The organism is Comamonas sp. AG1104, assembly GCF_003350425.1.
GTDB lineage: Bacteria > Pseudomonadota > Gammaproteobacteria > Burkholderiales > Burkholderiaceae_C > Comamonas > Comamonas testosteroni.
The window spans coordinates 645,845-658,809 of sequence record NZ_QQAS01000002.1 but is presented as its reverse complement, the minus strand read 5'-3'; the positions used below and the strand labels follow the sequence as shown (position 1 = coordinate 658,809).

General features: G+C 59.5%; 11 protein-coding genes. 9 read left to right on the top strand and 2 right to left on the bottom strand.

Going from position 1 to position 12,965, the window contains the following annotated elements:
• Nucleotides 1-45: 45 nt before the first annotated feature.
• The 8 genes from DFO48_RS07650 (at nt 46) to DFO48_RS07615 (ending at nt 9,909) form a co-directional block, all read left to right on the top strand.
• Nucleotides 46-549, top strand: coding sequence for a GspH/FimT family protein (locus tag DFO48_RS07650; protein ID WP_003076514.1), 504 nt, complete (start codon nt 46-48; stop codon nt 547-549).
• Complete coding sequence (pilV, locus tag DFO48_RS07645; RefSeq protein WP_003076516.1) at nt 537-1,229, top strand: type IV pilus modification protein PilV; 693 nt, start codon at nt 537-539, stop codon at nt 1,227-1,229. The genes DFO48_RS07650 and pilV overlap by 13 nt, the downstream gene beginning before the upstream one ends.
• Before the next feature lie 9 nt (nt 1,230-1,238).
• Complete coding sequence (locus DFO48_RS07640; protein ID WP_003076518.1) at nt 1,239-2,099, top strand: PilW family protein; 861 nt, start codon at nt 1,239-1,241, stop codon at nt 2,097-2,099.
• 5 nt (nt 2,100-2,104) lie between these two features.
• The gene (locus DFO48_RS07635; protein WP_034348957.1) at nt 2,105-2,932 is read left to right on the top strand and encodes a PilX N-terminal domain-containing pilus assembly protein; all 828 of its coding nucleotides are present in this window, start codon (nt 2,105-2,107) and stop codon (nt 2,930-2,932) included.
• A 306-nt stretch (nt 2,933-3,238) separates the two neighbouring features.
• Nucleotides 3,239-6,541 (top strand): pilus assembly protein, encoded by a 3,303-nt coding sequence (locus DFO48_RS07630; RefSeq protein WP_233506347.1) that lies wholly within the window; start codon nt 3,239-3,241, stop codon nt 6,539-6,541.
• A 31-nt stretch (nt 6,542-6,572) separates the two neighbouring features.
• Nucleotides 6,573-7,013, top strand: a complete 441-nt coding sequence (locus tag DFO48_RS07625) for a type IV pilin protein (RefSeq protein ID WP_114863013.1) — start codon at nt 6,573-6,575, stop codon at nt 7,011-7,013.
• Between the two features lie 30 nt (nt 7,014-7,043).
• Nucleotides 7,044-8,153, top strand: a complete 1,110-nt coding sequence (gene ribD, locus DFO48_RS07620; protein WP_114863012.1) for a bifunctional diaminohydroxyphosphoribosylaminopyrimidine deaminase/5-amino-6-(5-phosphoribosylamino)uracil reductase RibD — start codon at nt 7,044-7,046, stop codon at nt 8,151-8,153.
• Between the two features lie 52 nt (nt 8,154-8,205).
• The gene (locus tag DFO48_RS07615) at nt 8,206-9,909 is read left to right on the top strand and encodes a phosphatidylserine/phosphatidylglycerophosphate/cardiolipin synthase family protein (protein WP_233506346.1); all 1,704 of its coding nucleotides are present in this window, start codon (nt 8,206-8,208) and stop codon (nt 9,907-9,909) included.
• On the opposite strand, the gene DFO48_RS07610 is transcribed toward DFO48_RS07615, so the two are convergent.
• Nucleotides 9,863-10,906, bottom strand: a complete 1,044-nt coding sequence (locus DFO48_RS07610) for a tRNA-dihydrouridine synthase (RefSeq protein WP_114863011.1) — start codon at nt 10,904-10,906, stop codon at nt 9,863-9,865. The genes DFO48_RS07615 and DFO48_RS07610 overlap by 47 nt on opposite strands.
• Nucleotides 10,907-11,078: 172 nt before the next feature.
• On the opposite strand from DFO48_RS07610, the gene DFO48_RS07605 reads away from it, so the two are divergent.
• Nucleotides 11,079-11,693: a hypothetical protein gene (locus DFO48_RS07605; protein WP_114863010.1), complete on the top strand. Its 615-nt coding sequence runs from the start codon at nt 11,079-11,081 to the stop codon at nt 11,691-11,693.
• A 34-nt stretch (nt 11,694-11,727) separates the two neighbouring features.
• On the opposite strand, the gene DFO48_RS07600 is transcribed toward DFO48_RS07605, so the two are convergent.
• Nucleotides 11,728-12,942: a class I SAM-dependent methyltransferase gene (locus DFO48_RS07600; protein ID WP_114863009.1), complete on the bottom strand. Its 1,215-nt coding sequence runs from the start codon at nt 12,940-12,942 to the stop codon at nt 11,728-11,730.
• Between the last annotated feature and the right edge of the window lie 23 nt (nt 12,943-12,965).

Sequence of the window (12,965 nt, the reverse complement as noted above, 5' to 3'; positions counted from 1 at the left end):
CACCCCGTCTTGAGCAGTTACGGATTCACTTCCATTGAGCTGATAGTGACCGTTGCCATAGCCGCAGTCCTCAGCGCCATTGCAGTGCCCAGCTTCAACTTTATTTTTGAGCGCTGGCGCGTCATGGAGGCCGTGGAGATCATGAAATCCAGCCTGATGTTCGCCCGCTCAGAAGCTATCAAGCGCGGCGGCAACGTATATCTGGAAAAGCTTCCCCGAACCACTGTTGGCTGCGTCACCGACGGAACCACCCAGGACTGGGATTGCGGCTGGGTCGTCTTCGTGGACAGCAATGGCAACAGGCGCTGGAACAGTGGAGAGGAAATCCAGCGCTATGAACCCCCAACCAAAGTAACCGTCACCAGAACCAAATCAGGCGCCACCATCCGTGTCGACCGCTGGGGAATGATGGATGGTGCCAATTTGATCGGCTTCACGATAGCACCTCAGCCTGCCGGAATAGCCTCTGCCGCCACCAAAGGCATTTGCATGTCTTCGGGCGGACGAATTCGAGTCATTGAACAAAAAGACGTGCCATGCACCAACTGAATCACACTCGCCAAATCGGCAAACAGCGAGGCATCACTTTGCTGGAATCGTTGATTGCCATCGTCGTTGCCGCACTGGGCATCCTCGGCATCCTCGGCGTACAAATGCGCACGCTGACCGACACCCAGACCAGCATGCGCCGCGCTCAGGCCATCCGTTTGATTGAAGACCTCAGCGAGCGCATGAAGGTAAATCCCAATGCACTGAGCGGCATCAACACCTACGTCACGGGCTGGACCGCCACACCGCCAACCACTGCGGCGACCAAAAAATGTGTTGGCAGCACTACCTGCACTCAGGCTGAGTTGGCCGAGTACGACCTCAAGGAATGGAAACGTTTGGTGGAGCGCTCGCTCCCGCTTGGCAATGCAGCCACCTTCCTGGCCCTTGCTGACGGTGACGCCAACAGCATCACCAACCGTCGGCAATTGGGCGTGCTCATACGCTGGCGGGAAAACGAGCGCGAGGACTTTGCAAGCGACGCTGCCCAAAAGGCCTACAAGGACGCCATCAACACCGGAGCCAGCATCAAGGGTGACGGCAGCATTGGCACCAAAGACCCCACCTCCTGCCCCGCCAACTTCACTTGCCATCTTCAATACATACCGGTCAGTGCACGCTGCGCACCTGACTTTCGTGCAGGCAATAGTGCACCTTTGTTTTTCTGCCCCGGAACCTGACGTATCCCTATGAAAGTCTCCAGCATCGCGAGAAGCCAGCCCCAGCGCGGCGTGACTCTGATTGAACTACTCGTCGGCATCGTCATCGGACTTCTGACGATAGCCGTCGCCATGGGTGCGCTGATGGTCTCAAGAGGCGTTACCGGCACGGTCAGCGATAGCAGCATGCTGCAGCAACAAGCGGCATACGCCTTTCGCGTCATCGGGCAACAGCTCCGCCAGGCCGGTTCCTTGAAACTGAATCTAGCCTCACAGAAGTCAGAAGGAGCCGATATCGATATGTCGGATCCGGTAGCCTTTGAGACCAAAGCCACAGATTTCGATCCCGCTGTCAATACCATCAGCGGTATGGACAGCCCCGGCACCAATGAATACAAGCTCACCTTGGGTTATCGCAACTATAAAGAGCCGGTATATACATCGACAAATCCTGCATCCATGCTGCGCGATTGTCTCGGCCAATCACCCAATGAAAATTTGATTCAAAGCCGGTTCTCGCTCAATTCCACAAATAATGAATTGCGCTGCGTGGGCGCATCAGGAAACTCACAGCCCATTATTCAGAATGTCGCTAATTTTCAAGTGCGATATTTGCTGCAGACATCGGCATCCAGTGGATCCCCGCAGATCAGCTATGTCGATGCAGCTACTGTGGCAAGCGCTTGGCCGCAAGTTGTCGGCGTGGAAATATGTCTGGTGCTTTATGGCAATGAAGCCATTGATATGCCGGACAACACCACCTACCTGGACTGCGACAACACTACATCCGTCACCATGAATACATTGGCTGCCCCGCGTACGCGGCGAGCACATATGGTTTTTCGCAACATCTACCAGCTGCGTAGCCAGGGGCTGGCTACCGTCAGCTGAATATCATGAATACATTCAAAATTCCCCGACAAAGAAAACAACGAGGTATATCACTATTCATTGTGATCATCTTTGTCATGCTCTCCATGTTGCTGGCCCTGTGGGCATCTCGCACATCGCTGTTCAATGAGTTGATCGTCGGCAATGATGCCGATTACCAGCGAGCCTTCGAGGCGGCACAGGCCATCTTGCAAGATGCCGAACTCGATATTCGTGGAGAAAATGCAGACGGCAGCTTTTGCACACCCAATGACAGCGACGGAAATATATGCCGACGCACGACTGCACAAAAGATCCCGCTAGAAGCACAAGAGGTTGGCGCTCTTCTGGCGGACCTCGCAGACCCCACCAAGATTGCCAGCACGGCGCCGAAATGCAAAAACGGGATTTGCATCAAGCGCGCCGATCGTCCTGACATCAAAGACAAGCAGGACTTCTGGAACAACACAGATTCGACCAAGGGCATTACCCTGACACAAATGACCGACGTACAGACAGGCACCACCACGCCTGTCGGCGCACGCTATGGTCAATTCACAGGCGCCGCAATCGGAGATGATGATAGTCCGGCAAGCGCCATATTGCGAGACAGAAGTGCCGCCAACCAAGGGGCCTGGTACTGGATCGAAATTCTCCCCTATGACGATAGCAGCAAGAATTCCGGCGTTCTTGTGAATAGCACAGGCACTGGCGCCATAAACCCCAACAATATTCTTGCGCTTAACTTAACACCCAATATTGTCTACAGAATTACGGCGCTTGCTTATGGCCGCAAACCTACCACCATGGTTGTATTGCAGCAAACATATGCACGCCAGAAGCTAAAAGACTAACTCATTCAAAGAACTTTCGCGATTACCTAAAAGGTGAAAGCCGTGCAAAATAATATTCCTCATCATTTTCGAAAAAAAATAGTTCCCGCAGCCATCGGATTGGTCATTGCACATCAGACAGCATTCGCTGTTGACTTGGTTCAAGCGCCACCGGGCACGCTGCAGCCTTATGTCATGCCGAATGTCATTATTTCGATTGATGACTCTGGCAGCATGAACTATCGCCTGGACCGAGAAAGCTCATCAGGAGCAACCAATGGCACAACCCCGAGTTCTGATGGTTCCTGGCCAAGCACAAGCCGCCGAATGAATGTGCTGAAGTATTCGCTTCAGTCCATTTTCGACCCCACTCACATCAAATACGACAGCACTTTGCTGCCGGACCGAAAAATACGCCTGGCATGGCAAACCATGAATGCGAACAACGGCACCCCCAGCTCGCTTCCAGGCTCGTCAAACACCGCCCCTACACTGGCAACCAACTCCATGCAGGTGCTGGCCGGCAACCACCGAACAGACTTCCTGACCTTTATCGACAGACTCTACCCCAGCAGCGGAACACCATCCCACAGGATGTTCAGCCAGGCTGATGAATACATGCGGGCGAGTCTGAACAAAAACGGGCCCTGGGCATCGGACCCTGGAGAAACGGCGGCGCCTTATCTGGGCTGTCGCCGCAACTACCATATCTTCATGACCGATGGACGCTGGAATGGAACGGCATCGGGCGGCTCGCAGGACGACAACACAAAGGACATCACACTTCCCGACGGCACGGTCTACGGAAGCAGAACTGCAAGTCTCAGACCAAAAAATCAGCTGTACGCGGACACCTATAGCAATACGCTGGCAGACTGGTCGTTCAAGAGCTGGGGCACCCGACTGCAGACAGCCACCGACCCCAATGGGGTCAATGGATTGAAAGGCACGATACAACCGACGACCGATTACGACAAAGCCACCCAGACAGAAAACTTCGGCAAAGACTCTGCGAACAAGAATGCCATTCTGGAGCGCTTCTGGAATCCACGCTACAACCCGGCCACCTGGCCACATATGGTGACCTACACCATCGGCTTCAGTGCCATGTCCTACACGTGGAATGCCGACATTCAAACCCCCACCAACATGGTCCCCTTTGGCTATGACGGTGATTTTCCGGCTTTGGTGACAGGCACCAAATCATGGCCGCAGCTGACTTCCAATACGGAAAGCAATAACGCGCTTGATTTGTGGCATTCCGCCCTGAATGGTCGCGGCCGCTTTTACGCGGTTGAAAAGGGTGAAGACCTGACAAAGGCCTTTCGCGAGATTTTCCAGCAGATCAATACCCAGACCGACCCTGATTTGACATCCACCGCCACCAGCGGGTCCAACAACACCCGCTATGACGTGGGCAAATACACCGGCAACTACGAACCCAAAAACGGCTGGAAGGGCTTCATCAAGGCCGACACCATCAGAACCGATGGAACTGCGGTCGCGAATCCGGGATGGTCTGGTCAAAATACAGCAGACAAGTTGGATGCCATGACCGTGAGCGACCGGGTCGTCCTCAGCTGGAGTGATAAATGGGAAAGCACCAACAACTACAAGGGAGGCGTGTTTTTCAAATGGGCAGGCGATGAAACCTATCTGAGTACCTCGCAAAAGCTATGGCTGCAGAAAAAATCTGACGGGAGCGGAACCGACGAGGGGGCGACAAAAGGGCAGCAACGCCTGAACTTCCTGCGCGGTGATCGCTCTCTCGAAGGCTCGGAAACCACAGGCTATACGACGGCAAGACCGTTTCGCGAACGCAGGAGCATTCAGGGCGACATCGTCAATTCCATCATCTGGTTCACCGGTATTCCCTCCAGCAACTACCCCTTGAAGGGCTATGCAGACTTCACTCGTGCCAAAGCAAACCGGACCGCGATGATTTACGCCGGAGGTAACGACGGCATGCTGCATGGCTTTACCGCAGGGACTGGCGCCGAGAAGATTGCCTATGTTCCTCAAGGCGTGATTCCCAGCCTGGGACGCCTGACCGACCCCACCTACAACCAAAAGCACCGTCACTTTGTGGACGGCTCTCCCATGACCGGCGACGTAGACCTAGGCACCAGCACCACGCCCAACTGGCGCACCTTGCTGGTCGGGGCTCTAGGCGCCGGAGGCAAGGGCTATTTCGTGCTGGACGTGACAGATCCAGCCGATTTTGCCACTACCACCGCCCCTAGCCTGGTCAAGCTGGACCGTACGCGAAGCACTGATTCCGCCATGGGCGCCAGCATACCCAACTGCGCATTGACGGGCATCAGCGCCACAGAAGCAACAGCCTGCGTGGCGGCAGTGGCCGAAGACAGAGATATCGGCAATATCACCGCCCCCCCGGTTGCTGACGAGAACAATCCCATGCGCACCACACAGATCACGCGCATGAACAACAACCGCTGGGCAGTCGTGCTTGGGAATGGCTACAACAGCAGCAATCAGCGCCCCGTGCTGCTGATTCAGTATCTGGATGGTGCCATGGAGCTCAAGCGCATCCCCGTCACCGCCGAAGCAGCTGGCACAGGCAAGGCCAACGACAACGGCTTGAGCGCTCCACGCCTCGTGGACATCAACGGAGACGGCTTGCCGGATGTCGCCTACGCAGGAGACAACCAGGGCAATATGTGGAAGTTTGATCTGACCAGCGCAGACGCCAGCAACTGGGGAGTTGCGCTTGCAGGCTTGCCACTGTTCACGGCAACTGGTCCGGCGTCCCTCAACAGCGCCCGAACTATTGCCCAGCCTATCACCGCCCCGCCTACGGTTCGCGCCAACGACAGAAAGATGACCATCGGTTCAGGCACCGACAGGAAGACCGTGGCGATTGGCGGCATGATGGTAGCCTTCGGGACCGGCCGCAATGTCACCAAGGCCGACGAAACCGATAGAACAGTGCAGACCATCTACTCCGTGCTGGACAACACCCGCTACAACCTTGTCAGCACCAGCCTCGGCCCACGCCTGCAGGTCAACAGTGGCAGCTCTACTTGCACGACGCCCAACGGCAGTTGCATTCCCGTTCCCAGAGCCCTTGGAACCGGTGTCGTGACTGCTCAGCTGGCACAGCAAACCATTACGGAGCTCGACAACGGCCAGTTTGGAACCGTGGGCGCCAGCAATGACGACAACAAACTCAGCGCCAGCACCTGGGCGAACTACAACGGCTGGTATCTGGATTTGCCTGCAGTCGGCGAGCGTCAGCTCAAGCCCATGGAGTTTTATGACGGCAGTAATATCCTGGCCATTTACTCTCAGGTTCCAGCCAAGGGCACAGACGTCGATCCCAACGTCGAAAGTTGCGACTCCAGCACCGTGGATGAAGAGCGCCAGTACCGCACCTTCATCAACATCATGGATGGGCTTCGTCCGTCGGTTCAGATCGTTGATAAAAACAACGACGGTCTCTACAACTCGCTGGATCTGAATGTGTCGCGCGTCAAGGTAAGCAAAGGCTCCCACACGCTAATCACCCAGAAAAACAAGATCGCAGACTTCGATGCCAAGACCAACAAGGAAATGCTGGCCCGCATGCCTGAGCAGTCGCTGCGCCCCAGCTGGCGTCAGCTGCGTTGATGACTGCGCGCTTCACGAGGAGAAACTGATAATGCAGAAGAACCAGCAAAAAGGCTTCACGCTGATCGAGCTGATGATTGTGGTGGCAGTCGTTGGCGTTCTCAGTGCCATTGCCTATCCCAGCTATACCGAATATGTTCGCCGCGGCCACAGAGCCGACGCACGCGCCGGCCTGCTACAAGCCCAGCTATGGATGGAGCGCGCAGCCACGGCAACCGGGGCATATCCAACCAATGCAGACCTCACCAAGGTGCTACCCGCCAACCTGTCCTGGTCCGCCGACTCCAGCAAGCGCTACCAGATCGAAATGAAAGCCAGCTCCACTGCCGCCTACACTTTGATCGCCAAACGCAAAAACCCGGGAGCTCAGGCAACGGACAAGTGCGGAGACTTCACGCTCAGCAACACAGGGGTCAAGAGTGCTGACAATGTGGCAAGCAGCACCACAGCCTCGGACTGCTGGACCAAGTAAGCCTGGCACCTCTGCATTACCATCCTGGGCATGACACCCTCTGCCCACTTCATGAACAAAGCGCTTGAGCAGGCTGCTCAGGCGCTTTTTCTTTCTTCACCCAACCCGCGCGTTGGCTGCGTGATCGTCGATGCCTCGGAGCGCATCATCGGCCAGGGCTTTACCCAGCAGGCCGGCGGCCCGCACGCCGAGGTGATGGCTTTGCGCGATGCTGCAGCCAAAGGCAACGATGTGCGTGGAGCCACGGCCTATGTGACGCTGGAGCCCTGCTCGCACCATGGCCGCACCGGCCCCTGCTGCGACGCCTTGATCTCAGCCGGCATCGGCAAGGTGGTGGGCGCGCTGACGGATCCCAATCCGCAGGTGGCCGGCCAGGGTTTCGAGCGGCTGCGCGCCGCGGGTGTCGATGTAGAGATAGGCCCCGGCGGAGCTGAATCACGCGAACTCAATATCGGCTTTTTCAGCCGCATGATTCGCAGCACGCCCTGGGTGCGCATGAAGGCTGCCAGCTCGCTGGATGGCGTCACGGCCTTGCACAACGGCCAAAGCCAATGGATCACCTCGGCGGCCGCCCGGGCCGACGGACATGTCTGGCGTGCCCGTGCCTGCACGATTCTGACCGGCATAGGCACGGTGCTTGAAGACAATCCGCGCCTGAATGTGCGGGATGTAGACACGCCACGCCAGCCACGCATTGCCGTGGTGGACAGCAAGCTGGACATCCCGCTGGATGCTCATGTTTTGAAAGCATCTAGCGGTTGCTTTATATACACCTGCAGCACAAATCAATCCAAGATCGAGCAACTGCAAGCGCTAGGCGCTACGGTTATTGCTATGCCGAATGCAGCGGGCAAGGTCGATCTGGCGGCCATGCTGCGGGATCTGGCCCAGCGCGGCACGAATGAGCTGCATGTGGAAGCGGGCTTCAAACTCAACGGCTCCCTGATTCGCGAAGGCCTGGTCGATGAGTTCCTCTTCTATCAGGCCCCAAAACTGCTGGGCACGGGAGCCATGGGTATTGCCAACTTCGGCCCGCTCGACAGCCTGGACCAAGGTCTGCCACTGGTGCTCCATGATGTCGCTCGCCTGGGACCGGACCTGCGCATTGTTGCCAGAGTCCAGGGCCGAGAGCAGTTCTAGCGCAGTCTGTGTCCGACATGTGCACTCAGTCATCATGGGTTACAAAGCAGCAATGACGGCTTCTATCTCCACATCGTCACGACTGCAGCCGTTGCGGCGGCCAAAGTGTCTGACACTGCTTGCCGGCGCTTTTATCGCGTTGCTGCTCACGGGTTGCGCAGCGTCGCTACCCAAGGATGTGGAGCGCCCCGTCAGCACCGCACTGAGCCAGCCCCAAAGCACCGAGCTGGGCCTGTTCGTCTCTCAGGCTCGCCCGGCCAGGGCAAAGCCAGATGCCTCGGCTTTTGCCTTGATCTCCGGCCCCAGGCATGCCCTCAGCAGCCGCATGGCGCTGGTGGAAAACGCACAGAAGACGCTGGATCTGCAGTACTACGCCATCCATGCAGACCAAAGCACCGGGCGACTGCTGCGCGCGGTCGTGCAGGCGGCCCGGCGCGGCGTGCGCGTACGCGTACTGCTGGACGACTTCCACAGCACGGGGCCGGACGCGCAGGTCATGCGCCTGGCTTTTGTGCCCAATGTGGAGATGCGCATGTTCAATCCGCTGGCCGGCTCGCGTGCCTCCACCATCGGCCGGGCATGGACGCTGCTGACCGACTTTCAGCGCGCCCAGCAGCGCATGCACAACAAGCTGTTCGTGGCCGACAACACCCTGGCCGTGATTGGCGGACGCAATCTGGGCGACGCCTACTTTGACGCCTCCAATGTGGGCAATTTTGTCGACCTCGATGTTCTGGCCGCCGGCCCCATCGTCAAAGACCTGTCGCTCAGCTTTGACCGCTACTGGAACAATGTGCGCGCCTACCCCGTGCAGTCGCTGATCAGTGAGCCGGACTTGCTCAAGCTCAAGACGCAGTTTGACCAGGAAGACGCCAGCGGCAAAGCCGAACCAGCCCAAGGCGCCGCTGACCCCGAGAACGGCTCCCTAAATCTGAACCAGATCCCGTGGATCTGGGCCCAGGCCATGGTGCTGGCGGACAGCCCGACCAAGATCCCCGTCGAAGGAGCAGAACGATCCGCCGCCAGCGAGCCCGCCGGGGCAGCCGTGCTCAAGGCAGACGAAGCCTCCAGTCCACCCCCCTCCGCCGCACCGGCGCTGAATGCCGACTCGGTGGTCGATGGTCTGCTGGCTCTGATCCGCTCCGCCAAGCAGGACTTGCTGGTGGTTTCGCCCTACTTCGTGCCGGGGCAGGAGATCATGGACGCCTTTCGCACCGCGCGCAGCAAAGGTGTCCGCATCCGGATACTGACCAATTCGCTGGCCTCCAACGATGCACCGCTGGCCCATGCCGGCTATGCGCGTCACCGCAAGGCTCTGCTGGAGATGGGCATAGAGCTGCATGAGATGCGCAGCGAAGCGGCCAATGTACGCTCGGCATTGCGCGCAGGCACCACAGGCTCCAGCGGGGGCAGCGCCGGGGCTTCGCGGGCCATGCTGCACACCAAGCTGCTGGTCATCGACGGGCGTCTGGTCGCCGTGGGCTCCATGAATCTGGATATGCGCTCACGCCTGCAGAACACCGAGATCGCCGTGCTCATCGCCAGCCGCCGCTTCAGCCAGCTGGCTGGCGACAGCATCGATGAAAGCCTGCCCGAAAACAGCTGGCGGGTGGACCTGGATCCCAAGGGACAACTGGTCTGGCGTGCGCCTCAGGACAGCGGGCTGGCGGACTCCTACTCGGAGCCCGATGCCAGCCTGGGTCTGCGGCTTATGCTGCAGTTGCTCGGGCCTCTGGCTCCGGACAGTCTGCTTTAGATGTGGTTTGCGGCCAGGCCCATTCCTGCTGCAGATCGCGCAGTGGCAGCGCCTGCACCCAGTCGCTGATGGCGCGCTGATCGGTCTGGGTGCGCACTTCCTGATAAGCCAGCTCGGCCTCGGGAAAGCGCCTGCGCATGAGATTGAGCCACTGCTTGAGGCGGCCCGCACGCTGGCGCGGCTCCAGATCCTCGCACACCATATGCCAAAAACGCTGCAGCTGGGGCACCAGCGCCAGCCAGTCAATGCCAGCGGCCGCCGCGCCACTGCCCTGCCCCACGGCGCGGCGCACAGCCAGTGCCAGACCCGGGTCAGCCACAATGCCGCGCCCCAGCATCAGATCCTCGCAGCCTGAAACTTCGCGGCAGCGCAAGGCCTCTTCCACAGTCCAGATCTCGCCATTGGCCACCACATTCACACCCACCGCCTCACGGATGCGCGGAATCTCTTCCCAGTAGGCAGGGGGGCGATAGCCGTCCAGCTTGGTGCGCGCATGAACAACGATCTCACAGGCACCACCCTGCTCCATGGCCTGGGCGCACTCGGTCATCAGCGCACGGTCGTTGAAACCCAGCCGCATCTTGGCCGATACCGGCAGCTGCGCCGGGACCGCCTTGCGCACGGCTTCGACCACGCGGGCAATCTGCATGGGGTCCTGCAGTAGCGATGCGCCACCGCCATGGCGGTTGACCACCTTGGCCGGGCAGCCGAAATTCAGATCGATGCCCTCGGGTCCCAGACGCGCCAGATTGGCCGCATTCTCGGCCATGCTAACGGGGTCGGAACCCAGCAGTTGCGCCCGCACCGGCACGCCGGCCAGCGTCCTGCTGCCGTTGCGCAGCTCGGGCATGGTACGCAGATAGACCTTGTCCGGCAGCAGCGAGCCGCTGATGCGAATGAATTCGGACACGCAGCGATCCGCGCCGCCCACCCGGGTCAGCACATCGCGCAGCACAAAATCCAGCAGCCCTTCCATGGGCGCGAGCAGCAGTCTCATTTCAGATTCAAATCAGATTGACCTGTAGCGCTTATTCAGAAAACGCCAGCAGCTATTAATTCAGAAGCAATTGGCAAGCTTGGGCAGTAATGACTGGCCGATCCACTGCGAATTGGCGCAGATTCACACCACTGTCATCGTCAACTCATGCAATAGCGCATCCGCACTTGTAATGCGCCAGACAGAACCAGCCATGATTTTGCAGAAAACCGCCAAGGCCCAGGAGGAACTTCAGCCCGGATCACGCCAGCTGCCGCAGCGCGCACGCTCCCTGCTGTTGCTGGCCGGCGGCAAGAGCATGGAAGAACTTTCCGCCATGCTGGGCAGCGATCATGCCGCACTGGCCCAGCAATTGGTGGAGCAGGGATATCTCCAGCTGGTGACTTCATCCAGCGCCCCCAGGGAGCGCGGCATGGCCCTTCACCCTGCGGCGGCTCTCGCCACCCTCGGCCAAAGCCCTGCCGCACCGGCCCTGGCGCCAGCCGAGCAAACCGCCAGCGCGTTGCCGGCCATCAATATGGCGGGCACGCGCATGTATCTATTCGATATGTGCGAGCGCCTGTTTGCCAACCGCCACGAGGCCCTGGCCCAGACATTGCGCACCCAGCTGCGCGAGGCCAGAGACCTGAACAGTCTGCGCAGCGCCGGCATCAGCCTGTTGGCGGCAGTACAGGAATATGCTGGCGAAGAGCGCGCCCAGTCGCTGCGCGAGAGGCTGGCTGCCCTGCTGGCGCATGGCGAAACCGCCGATCCATCCAATCAGGAACTGCAAGGCGCACCGGCCTAGCTTTCTGGTAGGCCAGCAGCCGTCGATACGGCGATCAGCCGGCAGCAGCCAGACGCCAGAGCGAGGTCACTTCGGCCGCGCGCGCAGTGTGCAAGGGGTCCTCGCGGTCCTGTACCTTGCCATGGTGCGGGCGGACATCCTCGCGCCCCAGCACCTTGAGGCCGGCCGCTTCAATCCAGCCCAGCAGCTCGTCACGCGTGCGCAGCTTCAGATGCTCGGCCAGGTCCGACAGGATGAGCCAGCCTTCGCCGCCTGGCAGCAGGTGCGCTGCCAGCCCTTGCAGAAAGCCGCGCAGCATGCGGCTGTCTTCGTCATAAATGGCCTGATCGAGCACCGATGCTGCCTTGCCCGGCAGCCACGGCGGGTTGCAGACGATCAGGCCGGCCTGCCCTTGCGCAAACAGATCGGCACGCTGCAGCTCCACTCGGGAAGCATGACCCAGACGCTGCAGATTCTCGGCGGCACAGGCCAGCGCACGCTCGCTGGTATCGGTGGCGACCACCGACTTCACGCCACGCTTGAGCAGCAATGCCGAGAGCACGCCCGTGCCGACACCAATATCCCAGGCCTGCTGAAGACCGGCAGCGGGAATGCTCGCACGCGCCACCAGATCGAGATACTCACCGCGCACGGGCGAGAAAACACCGTAGTGCGCATGAATGCGGGCGCCATCCAGGGCGGGAATCTCCACCCCCTTCTTGCGCCATTCATGGGCGCCGACCACACCCAGCAGATCGCGCAGCGGCACCAGTACGGACTGCGCATGTGCTTCGGCCGAAACGGCACCCCAGGCCTCAGAGCAGGCCAGGCTCCAGTCCGGAGCCCGGCGCAAGGCGCAATGCCATTGCATATCCAGCTCGATCAGAATGCTGCCCAGCATGCGTGCACGCTGTGCCTGGGACTGGCGATACAGATGAAAAGCGTGGGGAAAGCCTGATGCAGCAGTGCTCTTTGCCGGGCTCTTGCGACGCGACTTCTTGTCCAGCCGACGACCCAGCGCCAGCAACAGCTGACGCGCATTCTGAAAATCACCGCGCCACAGCAGCGACGCACCTTCGCTGATATGGCGAAACGCCGTATCAGCGGGCATGGTGTCATCGGCAACTTCGATGCGGCGTGGCTTGGGCAAGCTGCTTTCGCTGCGCCACAAAGCCGTATGGGCCTGGGCTTGCTCCTGCCATTGCAGCAGGTCGAAAGCAGATGCGGGAGCGCAGACTGAGGCCGCGAGCTTGCTGTTGGGAGACGTCACGGCCTGTCTTTCAGTGAGTGTTG